We start from the raw sequence: 20,391 nt of genomic DNA, 5'->3' as shown, positions 1-20,391 counted from the left end.
TAGATGAACGATGCCCGATATCAAGACGGTCCCAGTTTCAATTGACACTCAAGCGCTCGTGCGCCCGGAGTTCACCTCACCCTTCACCGAAATCGGAAGGGCAGACTGGGCGCGCCTCGCTGGCGAGAGTCCCATGCCACTCACCGAAACCGAAGTCGCGGCTTTTCGAGGGCTCGGAGAACCCCTGGACCTTGCGGAAGTCGAAGCCGTGTATCTCCCGCTCAGCAGGCTTATCAATCAGTACGCGATCGCGGCACGGGAGATGCACAAGCGTACCCGCGGGTTCTTGCGCCGAGACGAAGAGAAGCAAAGCCCCTTTGTGATCGGGATCGCCGGATCTGTCGCCGTCGGCAAGTCGACCGTGGCGCGCATCCTGCGCGACCTCCTCGCTCGTTGGCCGGAAACCCCGAACGTCGAACTCATCACCACCGATGGGTTTCTCTACCCAAACGCAGAGCTACACAAGCGCGGCATCGCCTCGCGCAAGGGATTTCCCGAGTCCTACGATCGACGCGCGCTGCTGCGCTTCGTCTCTCAGGTCAAGGCGGGGGTCGCCGAGGTGCGTGCCCCGCACTACAGCCACCTCATCTACGACATTGTGCCCGGCGAATACACCGTCGTGCACCAACCCGACATCCTCATTGTCGAGGGCCTCAACGTGTTGCAGCCTGCGTCTATGCAGCATCCCCTCGCTGTAAGCGACCTCTTTGACTTCTCGGTGTACGTTGATGCTCGCACCGGCGACATTCAACGCTGGTATCGGGAGCGCTTCCTACGGCTGCGCCAGAGCGCGTTCGCGAACCCAGAATCCTACTTTCGCCGTTTCGCATCGGTCAATGACGAGGCCGCGGAGGCGTTGGCTGACGAGTTCTGGAACAACATCAACGAGCCGAACCTTGTGGAAAACATCCGCCCGACCCGCGCCCGAGCAACCCTGGTGCTGCGCAAGGAGGCCGATCACCGCGTGCAGAAGGTGCTGCTGCGCAAGCTATGATGTGCGAGATTGTTGCGGGACATTAGACCGCGAGCCGGTCCTTCACGATCGCGGCGAGGTCTTCAGCGAGCTGGTTGGCCTGCTCCTCGTACTCCGCTTCCACCATCACACGCACCACCGGCTCCGTGCCTGATGGTCGGAGAAGCACGCGACCCTTACCGCCGAGTGCGACCTCTGCCTGATGCACCGCCTGCTGCAGCACATCGTCGCTCGCAACACCAGCGCGATCCACACCGCGCACGTTCACGAGCACCTGCGGATACACCGTCATGCAGCTAGCGAGCTCCGCGAGAGACTTGCCGCTGCGAATGACCTCGGCGGCGAGATGCAAGCCGGTCAGGATCCCGTCACCAGTGGTCGCGAATTCGCTCATGATGACATGGCCGGACTGCTCACCCCCGAGCGAATAGCCGTGCTCGTTGATGGCTTCAAGCACGTAGCGATCACCGACGCCCGTCTCGACCACGTCGATGCCGTTGTCTGCCATCGCGAGTTTGAGGCCCAGATTCGACATGACCGTGGCCACGAGCGTGTTTTGTTCAAGCTTCCCGCGGCGCGACATCGAGAGCGCAAGAATCGCCATGATCTTGTCACCGTCGACAACGTTGCCATCGCCATCGACCGCCAAACAGCGGTCCGCATCCCCGTCGTGGGCAATACCGAAATCGGCACCGTGCTCTTTCACTGCGGCAATAAGCGGGTCAAGATAGGTGGATCCGACACCGTCGTTGATATTGAAACCGTCGGGATCATTTCCGATGATTGTGAGCTTTGCGCCGGCGTCCGAAAATGCGTCGGGAGAGATCCCCGCCGCCGCACCGTGTGCGCAGTCGAGGACGACGTGTAGGCCCTCAAGCCGCACACCCTCGAGCGTGCCGAGCAGGTGGACCAAATAGCGGTCTTCGGCGTCGGCGAAGCGGCGGATCCTGCCCACTTCTCGGCCGGTGACCGCAATGGCGGGCTCTTGCATTGCGGCCTGGATCTTGTCTTCGATATCGTCGGCGAGCTTACGCCCGCCTTCCGCAAAAAACTTGATGCCATTGTCTGCCGCCGGATTATGGGAGGCGGAAACCATCACACCAAAGTCGGCTTCAGTATCTGCGACGAGGTAGGCGGCGGCAGGGGTCGGCAGCACGCCAGCGTCAAGCACATCAACACCCGCCGAGGCCAGCCCCGCGGCCACGGCAGAGGCGATAAACTCGCCGGAAACCCGTGGATCACGAGCGACCACGGCAACAGCACGACGGCTCTCGCCCCGGGCTGAACGCCCGAGAACAAGAGCCGCCGCTTGAGCGAGGCTGAGGGCCAGTTCGGCGGTCACGTCGACCCCGGCTAGACCCCGAACCCCATCGGTGCCAAAAAGGCGTCCCATAACTGGGTACTCCGTGCGGACTAGCGCTTCGAGTACTGGGGAGCCTTGCGGGCCTTCTTGAGACCTGCCTTCTTGCGCTCCTTGATACGAGCGTCGCGGCTCAGGAAGCCGGCCTTCTTCAGTGTCGGACGGTTGTGCTCAGCGTCAATCTCGTTGAGTGCACGAGCAATTGCGAGACGGAGTGCCCCAGCCTGACCCGAGGGGCCGCCACCGACGATGCGTGCGATGACGTCGTAGGCACCACCGAGCTCAAGCACGGTGAAGGGATCGGTGATGAGCTGCTGGTGCAGCTTGTTCGGGAAGTACTCGGCAAGCTCGCGACCATTGACGGTCATGGTTCCGGTGCCGGGAACGAGGCGCACACGTGCGATAGCCTGCTTGCGGCGGCCGACGGCTGCACCGGGAACGGTGAGCGCGGGGCGGGGCGCCGCTGCAGGTGCCTGCGATGCTGGCGTCTCGGTGGTGTAGCTCTCGGTGGCCACGGTCTGTTCTTCAGTCACTGTGAAGTCTCTTCTCTTAAATCTCGTTGGCGCGACTACTGCGCGACCTGGCCGAAGGTGTAGGGGGTGGGCTGCTGAGCAGCGTGCGGGTGCTCGGCACCCTTGTACACCTTCAGCTTGCGGAACATATCTGCTCCGAGTGAGTTCTTCGGGAGCATGCCGCGAACGGCCTTCTCAACTGCGCGATCAGAGTTCTTGCCAAGCAGCTCGGTGTAGTTGACCGAGCGCATGCCGCCCGGGTAACCGGAGTGGCGGTAGGCGCGCTTCTGCTCTGCCTTGTTGGCGGTCAGAACCACCTTGTCAGAGTTAATGATGATCACGTAATCGCCCATATCCATGTGGGGGGCGAAGGTGGTCTTGTGCTTGCCGCGGAGCAGGGCTGCCGCGTGCGAGGCGAGGCGTCCAAGCACCACGTCGGTTGCGTCAATGACGATCCAATCGTGCTTCTGCTCAGAGGCCTTCGGCGAATATGTGCGAGTCACTGTCGTGCTGCTTTCTGTCGAAATGGAGGTGTTCGTGAATCCCGCTCCGTTGTTCGGTCCCTTGCGGGTGCTCGAACTGGTGGAGGGCTCAACAAATCGGATGCTTACGCACCAAAGGTCTACCCTAGCACAGACTCCTCTGCCGCTCCCCCAGGGGAGTTCGCCTGGCCCGCGTCAGTGTGGCCCGCGCCGCGAGCTGATCGTCCTCCGGATAGACGATCTCTTCCAAACTTAGGCCGCGCGCCGGCATAACCGCGAACCGACTTGTCCGCTCACGGGCGTCCCGTAGCTCACGGAGTTCCGCCTCGGCGATCCTGCCCGAGCCCACCGCGACCACTGCCCCGACGAGCGCGCGCACCATCGAGTGACAAAAAGCATCTGCCTCGATCCTCGCGGCGTATGCCCCGTCCTCGGTTTCCCGCCACTCGAAGCAGAGCAGATCCCGCACCGCCGTTGCCCCTCGCGTGCTTTGCAGAAGGTGGTGAAGTCGTTCAAGCCAAGCAGTTCGTCTGACGCCCGCTGCATCGCCGCAAGATCGAGCGCACTCGACACATCGGCAGTGAAGCGCGCCGTAAGGGGATCCCGTCGACCACCGGCCGGGCGCAAGCGATACTCATAGCGGCGGCGGACCGCAGAAAATCGCGCGTCAAACGCACTCGGCACACTGCGCACCGTGTGCACCGCAATGTCGGGAGCTCGCCGCTTCAAGACTCCGTTGACTCTGCGCGCAGTGACCCGCCCCTGCGCCATTTGCTCCTGTGTGACATCGAGGTGAGCGACTTGGCCGCGGGCGTGCACCCCGGCGTCCGTGCGCCCACCAACCGTGAGCCTCGCCTCATCAACGCGCAGCAGGATCGACAGGGCCGCCTCCAGCTCACCCTGTACCGTGCGCAGACCAGGCTGTGTCGCCCAGCCCGAGAAATCGGTTCCGTCATAGGCGAGGTCGAGGCGCAGCCTGGCTCCGGTCGTTATATCTGAACTCACCCTACGATCCTGCCAGATCGCGCCCCGGGCCCGCGCTCTCACCGTTGGCTGACGTAGACTGGATCTGTTGCGTCGCCGATCGTACGCGAGCCCTGAAAACCTCTCTATGCCTGCACCCACTTCTCCCATCGCTGCGCCCGCGCGTTTCTCCGGCCTCGATGGTCTTCGTGCGATTGCAGTCGCGTTGGTGCTGGTCTACCACTTGTTTCCTGGCGTGCTCTCCGGAGGTTTTCTCGGCGTCGATATGTTCTTTGTGATCAGCGGGTTCCTCATCACCTCACTGCTGCTTCGCGAATTGCAGTCAAGAGGAAAGGTCAACCTCATCGGGTTCTGGCGTCGCCGCGCGCGCCGCCTCCTTCCGGCTCTGGCGCTTGTGCTGCTCGTCTGCTCCTCCCTGGCGTTACTCATCAACCGAGACCTTCTCGTCAACATCGGGGCGCAGCTCTTGGGCGCCGCGTTCTTCGTCAGCAACTGGGTGTTCATCGGTACGGGAGCAAACTATTTCGCCCGCGATACTCCAGAACTCTTCCGCAACACCTGGTCACTCTCGATCGAAGAGCAGTTCTACATCCTGCTCCCCTTGTTCATCCTGCTCCTGTGGCGGCTGCGATCTCGCGTGACGCGTGCGATCCCTCTCCTCGCCCTGGGTGTGTTCTCTGCCGTGAGTATGTATCAGATGTCGGTCGCGGACGTAGACCCCACGCGCATCTACTTTGGCTCTGACACCCACACCTTCGGACTGCTGCTCGGGGCGGCCGCGGCGGCGCTTTTACACCGCTCCGCATCACCCCCGTCGCGCACCCCCGATCGCACTAGCTCTGCGCTGCGCGAGGCAACAACGACGATCCTCGCCCTCACCGGGCTCGCCGTGATCGTTTGGCTCTCAGTGACACTCGTGGAAGGAAGCCCCGCAAGTTTCCAGGGTGGTTTCCAGCTCGCCACGCTCGCAGCGCTCACCGTCGTGATCGCCGTCACGCGCCGCGGGGTCTGGATCGGCCGTGCGCTTGACGTGCAGCCGCTGCGCTGGATCGGCGAACGTTCCTACGGCATTTATCTCTGGCACTGGCCGCTCATGCTGCTCATCGCAGCCTCCGAGAGTCCTTGGAAGTCACAGCCATCCGCGCCGTGGATCGTTGGCGCTATCACCCTCATATTCACGGTCGGGATCGCCGCCCTCTCCTACCGCTACCTGGAACAGCCGATTCGCAAACTCGGGATCCGGCGCTCCGTGAGACTACTCTGGTCGGCACGAGGGGCCATAAATCTCAGAGCACGGCCACCGCGGCAGCGCGCGATCCTGGTCACGCTCACAACCGCGTTGCTCGTCACCGTCCCGGCCACCGGTTTCGCTGTCGCCTTGGCACCGCGTCAAAGCTCTGCAGCCGACGCGATCGCCCGCGGCCAGGCTGCACTTGACGCGCGAGCGAACGAGGTCGCAAGTGCCAACGCTCAGGCCGCTGCGGACGAGACGTCCGACAGCCCTTCTGCCTCAGCAAGCCCGAAAAAACCCGATGCGACTGTTGTCCCGATTATGCCTGAGGGCCGAGACATTAGCGCGCTCGGTGACTCGGTAATGCTCGCGAGCTTGCCCGAGCTTGCCGAAGCTTTTCCGAACATCGATGTCGATGCGGCTGTCAGCCGCGGGTTGGGTGCCGGACTCGAGATCGCAAACGAGTTTTCTGCCGAGGGCAGGCTCCGCAGCGTTCTCGTTGTCGGGCTGGGTACCAACGGCCCTATCGACGTCGATGATCTTGAAGCACTCCGCCAGCTCGCAGTGCATCGCCCCCTGGTGCTCGTGAACGCTCACGGTGAGCGCGACTGGATCCCGGGAGTCAATCAACTACTCGCCGAGTTTGCGAATTCGTACCGCGGCGTGGTTGTCGCTGACTGGGATAGTGCGGTCGCCGGTGATCCCGACGCGCTCGCCTACGACGGCATCCACCCGAACCCGAGCGGTGGGGAGATTTACGCGAGAAGTGTGCAGCGCGCGCTCGAGGAGCTGCAACGTCCCGAGGAGCGACTCGGCTTCGAGATTCCCCGGCGTTAGCCACCGTGTCCGTCCAAGGACCGCCCATTCACCGCTGGACCGCAATTTGCGCCTCACCTCCCGCCAAATAGGCGGTCCCTCCGCGAATAGGCGGTCCATTGAGGCGCAAAGCACTGCGGGCAGGGAGTCGGCGGGGAGGGCACGGGCGGCTACAAGGCACCGTACAGACCTCCCAGAAACCTTGCGGTGTCGGGGCCGTAGCTCGTGGTCGGACGTCCGGGCACGTCGATGCCAAACGCGACCATCCGTTTCAGAAAGTGCGCAGCGGTCTCCACTTCGGGAGCTCCCCAGCGCACACCACGCATCCCGCTGACACCAGAGATCAGTTCGTGGCGACGCTTTTCAAGGTACACAATCTCTTCCGCGGTCAACCCCTTCGCAAGGTCTTTGTCCGTGTACTTCGCTTTGCCGTCAGCCTCACCAAAAATTCCACGCCCAAGGAAGACGAAATCAAGATATGCGCTGCTGCTGTCTGGCAAGAGAATCCGAGTTTGTAAGTCGACATCGATCCCAAGCTGCAGCAGCCTGAGCCTACTCATTGTTTCAAGCGGCGATTCAGACCGCGGATCGGCAATCCTCGACACCGTTCGGACGGCGGGCATCCCCGGAGCACCCGGGTGACGCTCCGCGTAGTGAAGCATCGCTTGCCTCCAAGCTTCGAGGCCTTCCGCATCAACCGTTCGCCGCACGAGGAAGTCTCTCTGTAACAGTATGTCAGCGCAAACGAGGAGAATCCCGAAGGGTTCGGTGCGGGCGAGGTCGATGAGTGTGCGGTCACGGGAGGTGATCCGCAATCCATCAAGAGCGTCAATCTCACTTGCAGGGAGATCCGTGCAATGCCGCCGCAGCAAACGGGAAGAGGAGGTTGTGGCATTCTTCCGTGTTGTTATGTCAACAATTCTGGGTAGCACGGGATCTCCGCGCTGCGCATCGTTTCTGCCATTGATGCGACGTAGCCAGTCCGACCAAACCGGGAGTCCCAGGAGTGTGGCAGCTGAAACGTGCGAGAAAACGGGCACTGCTTGTGCCTCGGCACGTGCAGCAGCGATCGCGAGCAACTGCTGCGAAGAGGCAGGCATTCCCTCCCAAACTTCATGAGCAACGTACCAGCCCTGGCGCAGGCGAAGAAGCTGACGACCCTTGATCCGCGCGGAAATATCGCGATAATCGAGACCTTCGCGACGGAGGTCACGGATACTAATCAGGAGATCAGCGGCCGCGTGGATATCTGTCGGATTACTCATGGGACGATCCTGCCGCGAAAGCAAACCCCGAAACGGTGGATCAGAAATCTGTGGACAATTTCGCCGCAGAACGGTCGAGGAACGGCCTGTGCGCGGAGGTTGAAAGACCGTCCATTGACGCGAGGACCGCTAACTGGCACCCACTCGCAGCAGAGGAAGCGGTCCCCGCGTCAAACTGCGGTCCAAGGCCGGAATAATGTGAGGGTGGCACAAGACAAACAAAGCGTCAACACGCAGAAGCGCCCCGCCGAAATGGCGGGGCGCTCCTTAACTCTGCAGGATCGAAGTGAGGGTTACTCAGCCTTCTCTTCAGCAGGTGCTTCAGTCTCAGTCGCCTCAGCTGTCTCGACAGCCTCAGTCTCCTCGACGACTTCTTCCGCAACAATCTCTTCAGCTGCGGGCTCGGCGGCAGCTTTCTCCTTTGCGGGAGCAGCGGCCTTCTTTGCAGCCTTCGGCTTCGGGTTCACCGGCTCGAGAACGAGCTCGATGACGGCCAGCGGTGCGCGGTCTCCCTTACGGAAGCCAGTCTTGATGATGCGGGTGTAGCCACCCTCACGGTTCTCGACAAGCGGCGCGATCTCGGTGAAGAGCTCGTGCACAACAGCCTTGTCGAGGATCTGACGCATCACGCGACGGCGTGCGTGCAGGTCACCGCGCTTGGCGAAAGTAACCAGACGTTCGGCTACAGGCTGCAGACGCTTCGCCTTCGTCTCAGTGGTCTGGATGCGCTTGTGCTCAAACAGCTGTGACGCCATCTGGTTGAGCATCAGACGCTCGTGTGCGGGGCCGCCTCCGAGGCGGGCGCCCTTCGTGGGCTTCGGCATTGTTTACTCCGTTGAATTTGCGATCGTGCCGGGAAGGCGGATCGTTAGTTGTTGTTGTCGTCTTCGTAGCTGTAGAACTGTGCACCGTCGAAGCCGGGCACTGCGTCCTTCAGCGAGAGCCCCATCTCGGTGAGCTTGTCGCGCACCTCGAAGACGGACTTCTGACCAAAGTTGCGGATGTTCATGAGCTGCGCCTCGGAGAGCGCAACAAGCTCGCTCACCGTATTAATGCCTTCACGCTTCAGGCAGTTGTAGCTGCGCACCGAAAGGTCGAGGTCTTCGATCGGGATCGAAAGCTCACCCTCGGTCACAACCTCAACCGGTGCGGGTCCGATCTCGACGCCTTCAGCAGCGCTGTTCAGCTCACGGGCAAGGCCGAAGAGCTCGACGAGCGTTGAACCGGCGGATGCGATCGCGTCACGCGGGCTGATAGCGGGCTTGGTCTCGACGTCAACGACCAGGCGATCGAAGTCGGTGCGTTCACCGGCACGAGTTGCCTCGACACGGTAGGTGACCTTCAAAACCGGCGAGTAGATGGAGTCAACCGGGATCCGGCCGACCTCTGCATCTTCGTTGCGATTCTGGGCAGCCGAAACGTAGCCGCGGCCACGCTCGATTGTGAGCTCAAGCTCGAACTGCGCGGAATCGCTCAGCGTCGCGATGACGAGCTCTGGGTTGTGCACCTCAACACCCGCGGGAGCCGAGATATCTGCAGCAGTCACTTCGCCGGCACCTGTCTTACGCAGGTAGGCGGTGATGGGTTCATCGTGCTCGCTCGAAACAACGAGAGCCTTGATGTTGAGGATGATCTCGGTGACATCTTCGGTGACACCGGGGATCGTGGTGAACTCGTGCGCAACACCCTCGAAACGAACGCTGGTGACAGCTGCGCCCGGAATCGAGGACAGCAGGGTACGACGCAGCGAGTTGCCGAGCGTGTAGCCAAAGCCGGGCTCAAGCGGCTCGATGGCGAAGCGCGAACGGTACTCGGAGAGTGACTCTTCAGTCAGAGTGGGTCGCTGTGCAATCAGCAATGTGTGTGGTCCTTTCGCTGGAGTCCGCTATATGACTCATGCGGGTTCGGGATGTAAGAAGGGTCTGAACTTCGGTAAAATCTGGTCTTACGTACGCGGCCGGAGGCCGCCAGCGTTCGCCGACCGCGGTCGGCGAAGCCATAAATTCAGACGCGGCGGCGCTTGGGCGGGCGGCATCCGTTGTGAGTCTGCGGGGTCACGTCGTTGATCGAGCCGACCTCGAGACCAGCGGCCTGGAGTGAGCGGATCGCGGTCTCGCGGCCGGATCCGGGACCCTTCACGAAGACATCAACCTTCTTCATGCCGTGCTCCTGCGCCTTGCGAGCGGCAGACTCCGCGGCGAGCTGCGCCGCGAACGGGGTCGACTTACGCGATCCCTTGAAGCCGACGCCACCCGAGGAGGCCCAGCTGATCACAGCACCGGAGGGGTCAGTGATCGAAACGATGGTGTTGTTGAACGTCGACTTGATGTGGGCCTGGCCCACTGCAACGTTCTTCTTATCCTTGCGACGCGGCTTGCGTGCCGCAGTCTTTGGTGCAGCCATTTAGTGTTCTCCTGAAAAGCTCTGTGTGATGGTCAATCGAACCGGTGATTACTTCTTCTTGCCGGCGACGGTGCGCTTCGGGCCCTTGCGGGTGCGAGCGTTCGTCTTGGTGCGCTGACCATGCACAGGCAGGCCCTTGCGGTGACGGATGCCCTGGTAGCTACCGATCTCTACCTTGCGGCGAATATCAGCTGCGACCTCGCGGCGGAGATCACCCTCGACCTTGAAGTTACCCTCAATGTAGTCGCGGAGCTGCACAAGCTGCTCATCGCTGAGATCTTTGACGCGAATGTTGCCATCGATGCCTGTGTCGGCGAGGGTCTTCAGCGCGCTGGTGCGGCCGACCCCATAGATGTATGTGAGTGCAATCTCAACGCGCTTATCGCGTGGGATATCTACTCCAGCTAGACGTGCCATTCTGGCTCTCCTTGCGGATTATGGAGGTGTGGAGCGCACTGGGGGATCGGGCCTCCGCCCGAGGTGTCCTTCGCGAATACTCGCAAATTCTTCAATACGCTTATTTCGTATCCCGCTTTCCGTGTTGGATATCGGGAGGTTATTCAGTTGCGGTGTTCTGCTTGCCGAACAGCTGGGACTAGCCCTGGCGCTGCTTGTGGCGGGGGTTCTCGCAGATCACCATGATGCGGCCGTGGCGGCGGATGACCTTGCACTTATCGCAGATCTTCTTAACGCTGGGCTTTACCTTCATGATGCTTTCCTTTTATGGTTCGCTGTCCTCGTACTCACGGGATGCCGCAAGTCGTTACTTTCCAGCGACCTACTTGTAACGGTAAACGATGCGGCCGCGGGTCAGATCGTAAGGGGTCAGCTCAACAATCACGCGGTCTCCGGGGAGAATGCGGATGTAGTGCTGGCGCATTTTGCCCGAAATATGGGCAAGCACCTTGTGTCCGTTGGTCAACTCAACTCGAAACTGTGCGTTCGGAAGAGCCTCGGCAACTGCACCTTCGATCTCGATGACGCCGTCTTTTTTCGCCATAGCCTCACTAATCGCTCACGTAGGTTTACTGGTCATGCGAATGCTCAGCGACTGATTTCACGAACGCGAAAGCAGGCGCAAAGCACCAAAGAACAACCCTACTCCCCAGGGTGTAGTTTGTAAAGCCGAACATTAGGGGATCGGCACGGGCGTTACGCCGAGCGGTGCGAGACCAGCGGCTCCGCCATCCTCAGCCGTCAACACCCAGATCCCGCCCGCATGCACTGCGACCGAGTGTTCCCACTGTGCGCTCATCGAGCCGTCTGCGATCGTCACGGTCCAGTCATCGTCTTCCACGAAGGTGTCGATCCCACCCGCGGAGATAATCGGCTCGATCGCAACCACCAGCCCCGGCTTCACCTCGGGCCCGCGGCGGTTTACCGGAACGTTGAACACGGGTGGATCCTCGTGCATGCTCCGACCGATACCGTGACCGATATAGTCTTCGAGCACCCCGAAGTCGCTGTTCGCGCGAACGTACTTTGAGACGGCTTCGCCAACCTCATTCAGGTGTTTTGCGGTTGCGAGTCGGGCGATCCCACGCCACATCGCCTGCTCGGTGACAGCGCTCAGCTTCTCGTTTGCCGCCGTCACCTCAGGGCGGGCAGGATCCGGCAACACCGCAGTGATCGCTGCGTCACCGTGCCAGCCAGCCACTACCGCACCGGCGTCAAGCGCAACGATATCCCCGGGTTCAAGCGGGCGATCGTTCGGGATAGCGTGAACCACGTGTTCGTTGACATTCGCGCAGATGGTGTGCCGGTAGCCGGGCTCCAGCATAAAATTAGGCTCTCCCCCGCGGGCGCGAATTGCCGCCTCGGCGAGCGCGTCAAGCTCAAGGGTGGTGATCCCAGGTCGGACCGCCTCACGCATCGCCGCAAGTGCCGCGGCGGTCGCAAGCCCGGGCTCGACCATCAGCCGCAGCTGGGCTGGCGACTTGTAGATCGAACGGCGAAGGATACCCCGACGTGCCACTGTCTATCGGCTCGCTACGGCGTCGCTGTTCAGCTGCGCATCAAGCCCAGAGGCGATGCGATCAGCTACCTCTTCAACGCTGCCCAGCCCATCGACGGAAACCAAGATGCCGCGCTCAGAGAACAGCGCAATGAGCGGCGCCGTCTGCTCCGTGTAGACGTTCTGACGGTGACGGATCACGTCTTCCGTGTCGTCGGCGCGCCCCTCGAGCTCCGCGCGCTTCAGCAGTCTAGCGACCACCACGTCGGCGTCGGCCTCGAGCAGGATCACCGCGTCGAGCGCCGCGTTCTTCGGCGCGAGCATCGCGTCGAGCGCGCGAACCTGTTCCACGGTGCGCGGGTAGCCGTCCAGAAGGAAGCCATTCTCTGCATCAGCCTGCGTCAGGCGATCCGCAACGATTTCGTTGGTCAGCGAATCTGGTACGAGTTCGCCGCGTTCGATAATCTGCTGCACCTTGACCCCAAGCTCGGTGCCGCCCTTGATATTCGAACGGAAGATATCTCCCGTCGAGATCGCGGGAACGCCGTAGCGCTCGGCTACCTTCGAGGCCTGTGTGCCCTTGCCCGCTCCAGGCGGGCCGATGATGAGGAGTCGTGCACCGCTCACTTGAGCAACCCTTCGTAGTGGCGCTGCTGCAGCTGCGCGTCAATCTGCTTAACGGTCTCAAGGCCAACACCCACGATAATCAGGATCGAGGCACCGCCGAACGGGAAGTTCTGGTTCGCCCCAAAGAACGACAAGGCGATGAGGGGAAGCATGGCGATCACGCCGAGGTACAGCGAGCCTGCGCTCGTGATCCGGGTGAGCACGTAATTCAGGTACTCGGCAGTCGGTCGACCCGCGCGGATGCCGGGAATGAAGCCACCGTACTGCTTCATGTTGTCGGAAACCTCTTCGGGGTTGAAGGTGATCTGCACATAGAAGAAGGTGAACCCGATGATCAGCAGGAAGAACACCAGCATATAGAGCGGCTGGTCACCCGAGATGAGGTTGTTCTGCACCCACACAACCCAGGCCTTCGGCTCCTCATTGATCCCGGGCTGATTGAACTGCGTAATCAGCATCGGCAGGTACAGGATCGCAGACGCAAAGATTACGGGAATCACGCCGGCCATATTGACCTTAATCGGGATGTAAGTGCTACTTCCACCGTAGGTGCGGCGCCCGACCACGCGCTTCGCGTACTGCACAGGGATTCGGCGCTGTGATTGTTCAACGAAGACGACTGCGCCAACGACAACCAAGCCGACCGCGAGCACGAGGAAGAAGGTCTCCCAGCCCTGCGCTTCCTTGATGACCCACAGGCCGCTGGGGAAGGTTGCCGAGATCGAGGTGAAGATCAGCAAGGACATACCGTTGCCGATGCCGCGCTCGGTGATGAGCTCACCGAACCACATGATGAGGCCGGTTCCCGCGGTCATAGTGAGGATCATGATGAGGATCGCCCACCACTCCTGCGACACGAGGTTCTGGCAGGCCTGGTTCGCCGTGGCGCCAAAGAGCTGGCCCGAACGAGCGACCGTGATGAGCGTCGTCGACTGCAACACCGCGAGAGCAATGGTGAGGTAACGCGTGTACTGCGTCAGCTTCGCCTGCCCGGCCTGGCCCTCCTTATGGAGCACCTCAAAGTGCGGGATAACCACGCGCAACAGCTGCGTGATAATCGACGCGGTGATGTAGGGCATGATCCCCAGCGCGAAGATCGACAGCTGCAGGAGCGCTCCGCCGCTGAAGAGGTTGATCATGTCGTAGAGACCAGAGGTTCCCTTGTTGGCAGCAAGACACGCCTCCACATTGTTGAAGTCAACAAACGGTGCGGGGATGAACGAGCCGAGCCGGAACAGGGACACGATCGCGAGGGAGAAGAGGATCTTCCGCCGCAGATCGGGGGTCCGAAAGATCCGTCCGATGGCACTGAACAAAATCTGCCTCCTGGAGAACGTCGTATAGGGCAATCGCCTTACGACGAGAACCAATACCCCAGCTTACACTCAGATGGGGCGTGGGAATGAAAGACCGCGCACTTTAGGCGGCCAAAGACTAAAAAACGGGGGTGGGTGGGGCGGCACACGTGCCAACCCCACCTGCCCCCGCATCTCGAGCGGAGCTCGAGGTTACTACTTAATCGCTCCGCCGGCGGCAACGATCTTCTGCTCAGCAGAGCCGGAGACCTTGTCCACCTGAACGGTGAGCTTCACCTGGATGTCGCCGTCGCCCAGCACCTTAACGGGCTGGTTCTTGCGGACAGCACCCTTGGCGACGAGATCCTCGACGGTGACGTCGCCCCCTTGGGGTACAGCTCCTGGAGCTTGGCAACGTTCACCACCTGGTACTCGGTGCGGAACGGGTTCTTGAACCCGCGCAGCTTCGGGGTGCGCATGTGCAGGGGCATCTGCCCACCCTCAAAACCGGCCTTCACCTGGTAACGGGCCTTGGTGCCCTTGGTGCCGCGACCCGCGGTTTTACCCTTGGATGCCTCACCGCGACCCACGCGGGTCTTTGCCTTCTTGGATCCGGGAGCCGGGCGAAGGTGGTGAGCCTTCAGCACCTGCTCACGCTCCTCATTCTTCTCGCTCATGCGTCGATCTCCTCAACCTCTACCAGGTGAGCGACGGTACGCACGTAGCCGCGATTCGCCTTCGTGTCCTCACGAACGACCGACTGGCCGATCTTGCGAAGACCCAGGCTACGCAGCGTGTCGCGCTGGTTCTGCTTCTCACTGATAACGGACTTCTTCTGCGTAATCTTCAAGCTCTTAGCCATTACGCACCTGCCTTTGCTTTCGCAGCATCGGCCGCGGCCTTCGCCTCAGCACGCACGAGGCGGGCCGGAGCGACACGGTCGAAGTCGAGGCCGCGGCGAGCTGCGACGGCACGGGGGTCCTCGAGCTGCTGCAGCGCTTCAACGGTCGCGTGCACGATGTTCAAAGTGTTCGACGAGCCGAGCGACTTGCTCAGCACATCGTGGATGCCCGCGCACTCGAGTACGGCGCGAACGGGGCCACCAGCGATAACGCCGGTACCGGCTGCAGCGGGGCGAAGCAGAACGACGCCTGCTGCGGCCTCACCCTGGACCGGGTGCGGGATCGTGTTAGCGACGCGCGGAACACGGAAGAAGTTCTTCTTCGCTTCTTCAACGCCCTTCGCGATAGCGAGGGGAACTTCCTTCGCCTTGCCGTAACCGACTCCAACGGTGCCGTTGCCATCGCCCACCACAACGAGTGCGGTAAAGCTAAAGCGACGACCACCCTTGACAACCTTTGACACGCGGTTGATGGTGACGACGCGCTCGAGGAACTGACTCTCGTTGCGCTCGCGCCCACCACGCTCGCCGCGGGTGCCACGGTCGCGGCTTCCACGACGCTGTTCGCGAGGTTCGTTGCGGTGATCCTGAGCGGGGGCCGAAGCTTCCGCGGCCTCAGTGGCCGGAGCCTCAGCCTGTGCCTCTGCGTTCACTTCCTGCTCCTTCGTTTCCTTACTCACAGGGTCAGACCCCCTTCGCGAGCGCCATCGGCGATCGCAGCGACACGGCCTGCATACTTGCTGCCGCCGCGGTCGAAAACGACCGCCTCAACACCAGCACCCTTGGCGCGCTCGGCGATCAGCTCGCCAACCTTGCGGGCTTTCGCTGTCTTGTCGCCCTCGAAGGAGCGCAGATCGGCTTCCATTGTCGATGCCGAAGCGAGCGTAAAGCCCTTGGAGTCGTCGATGACCTGCACGAACACGTGACGGGCCGAGCGGTTGACGACGAGACGGGGACGAAGCTCCGTGCCGACGATCTTCTTGCGCAGACGAGTGTGGCGGCGGATTCGCGCAGCCGTACGTCCCTTTGCGCGTGTAATTGAACCGGCCATGGTTACTTACCAGCCTTTCCAGCCTTGCGACGGACAACCTCGCCCGCGTAGCGAATGCCCTTGCCCTTGTAGGGCTCCGGCTTCTTCAGCTTGCGGATGTTCGCCGCGGCCTCTCCGACCGCCTGCTTCGAGATCCCGCTAACGGTGATCTTAGTGTTGCCCTCGACGGAGAGCGTGATGCCCTCGGGGGCTTCAACGTTGACCGGGTGCGAGAAGCCAAGGGCGAGCTCGAGGCCCTTGCCCTTCTGCTGCACGCGGTAACCGGTGCCGACAACCTCGAGCTGCTTAGAGTAGCCCTCGGTCACGCCGATGATGTTGTTGTTGATGAGCGTACGGGTCAGACCGTGCAGCGACCGCGAATCGCGCTCGTCGTTCGGGCGGGTGACGAGCACCTGACCGTCTTCGAGAGCAACACGGATGGGCTCAGCGACAACAAGCGAAAGCTCGCCCTTCGAACCCTTGACCGTGACCTGCTGGCCATTGATCTTGACGTCTACACCACCGGGAACGGTGATGGGAAGTTTTCCAATACGTGACATGACGAGTTACCACACGTAGGCGAGAACTTCTCCGCCCACGCCCTTCTGCTCAGCCTCGCGGTCGGTCAAAAGACCGGAGGAGGTGGACAGGATCGCAATGCCGAGGCCACCGAGCACGCTCGGGATCTCAGTCGATCGTGCGTAGACGCGAAGACCGGGCTTGGAGACCCGCTTCAGGCCCTCGATCGAACGTTCGCGGTTGGGGCCATACTTCAGCGACATGGTGATGCTGGTGCCAACGCGCGCCGGCTCCACCTTCCAGTCGGCGATGTAACCTTCTCGCTTGAGGATCTCGGCGATCCGCTCCTTCAGCTTTGAGCCGGGAAGCGAAACGTCGTCATGATGTGCGCTATTAGCGTTGCGCAACCGGGTCAGCATATCTGCGACCGGATCAGTCATCGTCATGAGTGACTCTTTCTATTTCGCCTGGTTTCACACGGCGTTACGCACCGTGAGACCTAGGTGACACGCGGATGGGGTGCCCGGGAAATCCCGGACACCCTCTCCGCTTGGACTATTCAGTTATTCGGACTTGAACGGGAATCCGAGCGCCTTCAACAGCGCGCGGCCCTCGTCGTCATTCTTTGCGGTGGTCACAACAGTGATGTCGAAGCCACGCACGCGGTCAATCTTATCCTGATCGATCTCGTGGAACACACTCTGCTCGGTCAAACCGAAGGTGTAGTTGCCATTTCCGTCAAACTGCTTGGGCGAAAGCCCACGGAAATCGCGGATACGAGGCAGCGCGAGATTCACCAGACGGTCAAGGAATTCCCAGGCGCGATCGCCACGGAGGGTGACGTGCGCACCAATCGCCTGACCCTCACGCAGCTTGAACTGCGCGATGGACTTACGTGCCTTGGTGACCATCGGCTTCTGGCCGGTGATCTTCACGAGGTCAGCGATTGCTCCCTCGATAACCTTGCTGTCACGAGCCGCTTCACCGACACCGGTGTTCACAACGACCTTCACGATGCCGGGAACCTGCATCACGTTGGCGTAGCTGAACTCTTCGGTCAGCTGGGGAACGATCTCAGCACGGTACTTCTGCTTCAGACGGGGCAGAACCTTCGTCTCAGTCATCACAGATCCTTCCCGGACTTCTTGGCGTAGCGGACGCGGACGGTCTTCATCTTGCCGTCCTTCTTGACCTCTTCGACGCGGAAACCAACGCGAGTCGGCTTCTTGGTCGAGGGATCAACAACCGCAACGTTCGACACGTGGATCGGGGCCTCGACGGTCTCGATGCCACCCTCGCGGGTGCCACGGTCCGACTGTCCAACACGCACGTGCTTGGTGACGTAGTTCACGCCCTCCACAACAACGCGGTCAGTCTCGGTCAGCACGTCGATGACTCGACCCTGCTTCCCGCGATAGCCACCGCGCTCCTGGGTCGGGCCAGAGATAACCTCTACGAGGTCACCCTTCTTGATCTTGCTAGCCATGGACTAGATCACCTCCGGTGCGAGCGAGACGATCTTCATGAAGCGCTTGTCACGCAGCTCACGACCGACCGGCCCGAAGATACGGGTGCCACGGGGCTCCCCATCGGCCTTCAAAATGACGGCGGCGTTCTCGTCGAAGCTGATGTACGAGCCATCTGCGCGACGAGTCGACTTGCGCGTCCGAACGACGACGGCCTTGACGACCTCGCCCTTCTTCACGTTGCCGCCGGGGATTGCGTCCTTCACGGTCGCGACGATCGTGTCACCGAGACCGGCGTAACGACGTCCCGATCCACCGAGAACACGAATCGTAAGCAACTCCTTGGCGCCGGTGTTATCGGCAACCTTGAGTCGGGATTCCTGCTGAATCACTTGATTACTCCTTACTCAGTAAGCCGAGGGCTTACTTCGCCTTCTCGAGAATCTCGACCAGGCGCCAGCGCTTCGAAGCGCTCAGCGGACGGGTCTCGTGGATGAGAACGAGATCGCCGATGCCGGCGGTGTTCTGCTCGTCATGAGCCTTCACCTTCGACGAGCGACGCAGGACCTTGCCGTAGAGGGGGTGCTTGACGCGATCCTCAACCTCGACAACGACGGTCTTGTCCATCTTGTCGCTCACGACATAGCCACGGCGAGCCTTGCGGTATCCGCGCTGTTCAGTTTCGACCTCAGCCATCTTTAGGCCTCCTTCGTGTCAGCGGCGGCGTCCGCCTGCTCGGTCTTCTTGCTGCTCTTCTTCTTAGCGGGAGCAGGAGCGGCAGCCGGGGTCAACCGAATGCCGAGCTCACGCTCGCGCAGCACGGTGTAGATGCGAGCAATGTCGCGCTTCACCTGGCGTACGCGGCCGTGGCTCTCCAGCTGGCCGGTGGCCGACTGGAAACGAAGATTGAAGAGTTCAGCCTTGGCCTTCTTCAGTTCTTCAGCCAAACGCTCATCCTCGAAGGTATCGAGCTCAGTGATGGCCAGTTCTTTAGTTCCGATCGCCATTACGCGTCGCCCTCCTCGCGCTTAATAATGCGGGCCTTGAGGGGCAGCTTGTGAATAGCGCGTGTCAGCGCCTCACGAGCGAGCTGCTCATCAACACCGGCGACCTCAAAGAGGACGCGGCCCGGCTTGACATTGGCAACCCACCACTCCGGTGAACCCTTACCCGAACCCATGCGGGTTTCCGCGGGCTTCTTGGTCAGCGGGCGGTCCGGGTAGATGTTGATCCACACCTTTCCACCACGCTTGATGTGACGGGTCATCGCGATACGAGCGGACTCGATCTGACGGTTCGTCACATACGCAGGGGTCAGCGCCTGGATCCCGAAATCACCGAACGCGACGGTGTTGCCACCCTTCGACTGGCCGGTGCGGCTCGGGTGGTGCTGCTTGCGGTACTTGACTCGACGGGGAATCAGCATGCTTACTTCTCCGCTCCTGCTGCAGCGGGTGCAGCCTCGGCCTGAGCGCCACGAGGCGCCCGGCGGCGGTCGTCGCGACCGCGTGCGGGCTTCTGAGAAGCCTGCTCGCGAGCGAGTTCCTTATTCGTCATGTCGCCCTTGTAGATCCAAACCTTCACGCCGATGCGGCCGAAGGTGGTCTTTGCCTCGTAGAAGCCGTAGTCGATGTTCGCGCGCAGGGTGTGCAGCGGCACACGACCTTCTCGGTAGAACTCCGAGCGGCTCATCTCGGCGCCGCCAAGGCGGCCGGAGACCTGGATACGGACGCCCTTAGCGCCAGCGCGCTGCGCACCCTGGAGACCCTTACGCATCGCACGACGGAACGCAACACGAGCAGCGAGCTGCTCGGCAATGCCCTGTGCGACGAGCTGAGCGTCAGCCTCGGGGTTCTTCACCTCGAGGATGTTCAGCTGGATCTGCTTGCCGGTGAGCTTCTCGAGGTCGGCGCGGATGCGCTCAGCCTCGGCGCCGCGGCGACCAATCACAATACCGGGGCGTGCCGAGTGGATATCCACGCGAACACGATCACGGGTGCGCTCGATCTCAACGCGGGAAACACCCGCGCGATCAAGCTGCTTGGTCAGGTGCTGACGGATCCGGATATCTTCCGCGAGGTAGTCAGCGTAACGCTGACCCTTCTTGGTCGAGTCCGAGAACCAGCGCGACACGTGGTCAGTGGTGATCCCGAGGCGGAAGCCATAGGGATGAATCTTCTGGCCCATTTATTTGGCTCCCTTCGATGCCGCGAACTCATCAGCGGACTGCAGAACAACCGTGATGTGGCTCGTCCGCTTGTTGATACGGAATGCGCGGCCCTGTGCACGGGGGCGGAAACGCTTCAGCGTCGTGCCCTCGTCGACGTAGGCGCGAGCGATGACCAGCTCGTCCTCGTTGAGACGCAGGTTTTCCTTGTCAGCCTTCACACGCGCATTGGCGATTGCTGAGGCGACAAGCTTGAAAATCGGTTCCGCCGCTGCCTGCGGGGCGAACTTCAGGATGGCGAGTGCCTCCTGAGCGTTCTTACCGCGGACCAGGTCAATGACACGACGGGCCTTCTGGGGGGTGATGCGGATTTGACGCACGCGTGCGATCGACTCCACCATTTCTC

At 61.5% G+C, this 20,391-nt stretch carries 28 protein-coding genes and 2 pseudogenes; 2 read left to right on the top strand and 28 right to left on the bottom strand.

The features are described 5' to 3' along the window. Window positions 1-10: 10 nt before the first annotated feature. Window positions 11-994: a type I pantothenate kinase gene (gene coaA, locus G7067_RS06180; RefSeq protein WP_166322800.1), complete on the top strand. Its 984-nt coding sequence runs from the start codon at window positions 11-13 to the stop codon at window positions 992-994. Window positions 995-1,016: 22 nt separating this feature from the next. Here coaA and glmM read toward each other — a convergent pair whose 3' ends face one another. From glmM to truA, 4 genes and pseudogenes are all read right to left on the bottom strand, one after another. Beyond that, window positions 1,017-2,366 (bottom strand): phosphoglucosamine mutase, encoded by a 1,350-nt coding sequence (glmM, locus tag G7067_RS06175; protein WP_166322798.1) that lies wholly within the window; start codon window positions 2,364-2,366, stop codon window positions 1,017-1,019. Between the two features lie 20 nt (window positions 2,367-2,386). Further along, on the bottom strand, window positions 2,387-2,866 hold the full coding sequence (rpsI, locus tag G7067_RS06170; RefSeq protein ID WP_166322796.1) for a 30S ribosomal protein S9: 480 nt from the start codon (window positions 2,864-2,866) through the stop codon (window positions 2,387-2,389). A gap of 35 nt (window positions 2,867-2,901) precedes the next feature. After that, complete coding sequence (rplM, locus tag G7067_RS06165; protein ID WP_166322794.1) at window positions 2,902-3,348, bottom strand: 50S ribosomal protein L13; 447 nt, start codon at window positions 3,346-3,348, stop codon at window positions 2,902-2,904. Between the two features lie 124 nt (window positions 3,349-3,472). After that, window positions 3,473-4,332, bottom strand: a pseudogene (gene truA, locus G7067_RS06160) (tRNA pseudouridine(38-40) synthase TruA). A 106-nt stretch (window positions 4,333-4,438) separates the two neighbouring features. On the opposite strand from truA, the gene G7067_RS06155 reads away from it, so the two are divergent. Further along, the gene (locus G7067_RS06155; RefSeq protein WP_166322792.1) at window positions 4,439-6,379 is read left to right on the top strand and encodes an acyltransferase family protein; all 1,941 of its coding nucleotides are present in this window, start codon (window positions 4,439-4,441) and stop codon (window positions 6,377-6,379) included. Window positions 6,380-6,528: 149 nt separating this feature from the next. On the opposite strand, the gene G7067_RS06150 is transcribed toward G7067_RS06155, so the two are convergent. The 24 genes and pseudogenes from G7067_RS06150 to rplV form a co-directional block, all read right to left on the bottom strand. Further along, window positions 6,529-7,623, bottom strand: coding sequence for a hypothetical protein (locus G7067_RS06150; RefSeq protein WP_166322790.1), 1,095 nt, complete (start codon window positions 7,621-7,623; stop codon window positions 6,529-6,531). Window positions 7,624-7,916: 293 nt separating this feature from the next. Further along, window positions 7,917-8,447, bottom strand: coding sequence for a 50S ribosomal protein L17 (gene rplQ / locus G7067_RS06145; protein WP_166322788.1), 531 nt, complete (start codon window positions 8,445-8,447; stop codon window positions 7,917-7,919). 44 nt (window positions 8,448-8,491) lie between these two features. Beyond that, on the bottom strand, window positions 8,492-9,481 hold the full coding sequence (locus tag G7067_RS06140) for a DNA-directed RNA polymerase subunit alpha (RefSeq protein WP_166322786.1): 990 nt from the start codon (window positions 9,479-9,481) through the stop codon (window positions 8,492-8,494). A 146-nt stretch (window positions 9,482-9,627) separates the two neighbouring features. Beyond that, complete coding sequence (rpsK, locus tag G7067_RS06135) at window positions 9,628-10,026, bottom strand: 30S ribosomal protein S11 (RefSeq protein ID WP_166322784.1); 399 nt, start codon at window positions 10,024-10,026, stop codon at window positions 9,628-9,630. 48 nt (window positions 10,027-10,074) lie between these two features. Next, complete coding sequence (gene rpsM / locus G7067_RS06130) at window positions 10,075-10,443, bottom strand: 30S ribosomal protein S13 (protein ID WP_166322782.1); 369 nt, start codon at window positions 10,441-10,443, stop codon at window positions 10,075-10,077. Between the two features lie 178 nt (window positions 10,444-10,621). After that, window positions 10,622-10,735: a 50S ribosomal protein L36 gene (gene rpmJ / locus G7067_RS06125; RefSeq protein ID WP_166322780.1), complete on the bottom strand. Its 114-nt coding sequence runs from the start codon at window positions 10,733-10,735 to the stop codon at window positions 10,622-10,624. A gap of 69 nt (window positions 10,736-10,804) precedes the next feature. After that, on the bottom strand, window positions 10,805-11,026 hold the full coding sequence (infA, locus tag G7067_RS06120) for a translation initiation factor IF-1 (protein WP_166322778.1): 222 nt from the start codon (window positions 11,024-11,026) through the stop codon (window positions 10,805-10,807). A 132-nt stretch (window positions 11,027-11,158) separates the two neighbouring features. After that, window positions 11,159-12,001 (bottom strand): type I methionyl aminopeptidase, encoded by an 843-nt coding sequence (gene map, locus G7067_RS06115; protein WP_166322776.1) that lies wholly within the window; start codon window positions 11,999-12,001, stop codon window positions 11,159-11,161. Between the two features lie 3 nt (window positions 12,002-12,004). Beyond that, on the bottom strand, window positions 12,005-12,607 hold the full coding sequence (locus G7067_RS06110; protein ID WP_166322774.1) for an adenylate kinase: 603 nt from the start codon (window positions 12,605-12,607) through the stop codon (window positions 12,005-12,007). Next, window positions 12,604-13,923 (bottom strand): preprotein translocase subunit SecY, encoded by a 1,320-nt coding sequence (secY, locus tag G7067_RS06105; RefSeq protein ID WP_166322772.1) that lies wholly within the window; start codon window positions 13,921-13,923, stop codon window positions 12,604-12,606. The genes G7067_RS06110 and secY overlap by 4 nt, the downstream gene beginning before the upstream one ends. A 195-nt stretch (window positions 13,924-14,118) precedes the next feature. Beyond that, window positions 14,119-14,579 (bottom strand): annotated as a pseudogene (rplO, locus tag G7067_RS06100) (50S ribosomal protein L15). Next, a complete protein-coding gene (gene rpmD, locus G7067_RS06095; RefSeq protein ID WP_166322770.1) occupies window positions 14,576-14,764 on the bottom strand; it encodes a 50S ribosomal protein L30 in 189 nt (62 codons plus the stop codon). The pseudogene rplO and the gene rpmD overlap by 4 nt, the downstream one beginning before the upstream one ends. Next, the gene (gene rpsE, locus G7067_RS06090) at window positions 14,764-15,483 is read right to left on the bottom strand and encodes a 30S ribosomal protein S5 (RefSeq protein WP_166322768.1); all 720 of its coding nucleotides are present in this window, start codon (window positions 15,481-15,483) and stop codon (window positions 14,764-14,766) included. The genes rpmD and rpsE overlap by 1 nt, the downstream gene beginning before the upstream one ends. After that, window positions 15,480-15,854: a 50S ribosomal protein L18 gene (gene rplR, locus G7067_RS06085; RefSeq protein WP_166322766.1), complete on the bottom strand. Its 375-nt coding sequence runs from the start codon at window positions 15,852-15,854 to the stop codon at window positions 15,480-15,482. The genes rpsE and rplR overlap by 4 nt, the downstream gene beginning before the upstream one ends. A 2-nt stretch (window positions 15,855-15,856) precedes the next feature. Continuing rightward, the gene (gene rplF, locus G7067_RS06080) at window positions 15,857-16,393 is read right to left on the bottom strand and encodes a 50S ribosomal protein L6 (protein WP_166322764.1); all 537 of its coding nucleotides are present in this window, start codon (window positions 16,391-16,393) and stop codon (window positions 15,857-15,859) included. A gap of 6 nt (window positions 16,394-16,399) precedes the next feature. Further along, on the bottom strand, window positions 16,400-16,798 hold the full coding sequence (rpsH, locus tag G7067_RS06075; protein WP_166322762.1) for a 30S ribosomal protein S8: 399 nt from the start codon (window positions 16,796-16,798) through the stop codon (window positions 16,400-16,402). A gap of 117 nt (window positions 16,799-16,915) precedes the next feature. Next, window positions 16,916-17,476 carry a 50S ribosomal protein L5 gene (gene rplE, locus G7067_RS06070; RefSeq protein ID WP_166322760.1) on the bottom strand — a complete coding sequence of 187 codons (561 nt, stop codon included), beginning with the start codon at window positions 17,474-17,476 and terminating at the stop codon, window positions 16,916-16,918. After that, window positions 17,476-17,838 carry a 50S ribosomal protein L24 gene (gene rplX / locus G7067_RS06065; RefSeq protein ID WP_166322758.1) on the bottom strand — a complete coding sequence of 121 codons (363 nt, stop codon included), beginning with the start codon at window positions 17,836-17,838 and terminating at the stop codon, window positions 17,476-17,478. The genes rplE and rplX overlap by 1 nt, the downstream gene beginning before the upstream one ends. A gap of 3 nt (window positions 17,839-17,841) precedes the next feature. Next, on the bottom strand, window positions 17,842-18,210 hold the full coding sequence (gene rplN / locus G7067_RS06060; RefSeq protein ID WP_166292561.1) for a 50S ribosomal protein L14: 369 nt from the start codon (window positions 18,208-18,210) through the stop codon (window positions 17,842-17,844). Window positions 18,211-18,241: 31 nt separating this feature from the next. Then, on the bottom strand, window positions 18,242-18,514 hold the full coding sequence (rpsQ, locus tag G7067_RS06055; protein ID WP_166322756.1) for a 30S ribosomal protein S17: 273 nt from the start codon (window positions 18,512-18,514) through the stop codon (window positions 18,242-18,244). Window positions 18,515-18,516: 2 nt separating this feature from the next. Beyond that, window positions 18,517-18,825, bottom strand: a complete 309-nt coding sequence (gene rpmC / locus G7067_RS06050) for a 50S ribosomal protein L29 (RefSeq protein ID WP_166322754.1) — start codon at window positions 18,823-18,825, stop codon at window positions 18,517-18,519. After that, window positions 18,825-19,244 carry a 50S ribosomal protein L16 gene (gene rplP, locus G7067_RS06045; RefSeq protein ID WP_166322752.1) on the bottom strand — a complete coding sequence of 140 codons (420 nt, stop codon included), beginning with the start codon at window positions 19,242-19,244 and terminating at the stop codon, window positions 18,825-18,827. The genes rpmC and rplP overlap by 1 nt, the downstream gene beginning before the upstream one ends. 2 nt (window positions 19,245-19,246) lie before the next feature. Then, window positions 19,247-20,005, bottom strand: a complete 759-nt coding sequence (gene rpsC / locus G7067_RS06040; RefSeq protein ID WP_166322750.1) for a 30S ribosomal protein S3 — start codon at window positions 20,003-20,005, stop codon at window positions 19,247-19,249. After that, a complete protein-coding gene (gene rplV, locus G7067_RS06035; protein WP_166322742.1) occupies window positions 20,006-20,386 on the bottom strand; it encodes a 50S ribosomal protein L22 in 381 nt (126 codons plus the stop codon). Window positions 20,387-20,391: the final 5 nt, after the last annotated feature.

It is taken from the genome of Leucobacter insecticola, from assembly GCF_011382965.1.
GTDB classification, from domain to species: Bacteria; Actinomycetota; Actinomycetes; order Actinomycetales; family Microbacteriaceae; genus Leucobacter; species Leucobacter insecticola.
The sequence above is the reverse complement of the archived record's forward strand: the minus strand, read 5'-3'. Positions and strand labels throughout refer to the sequence as shown.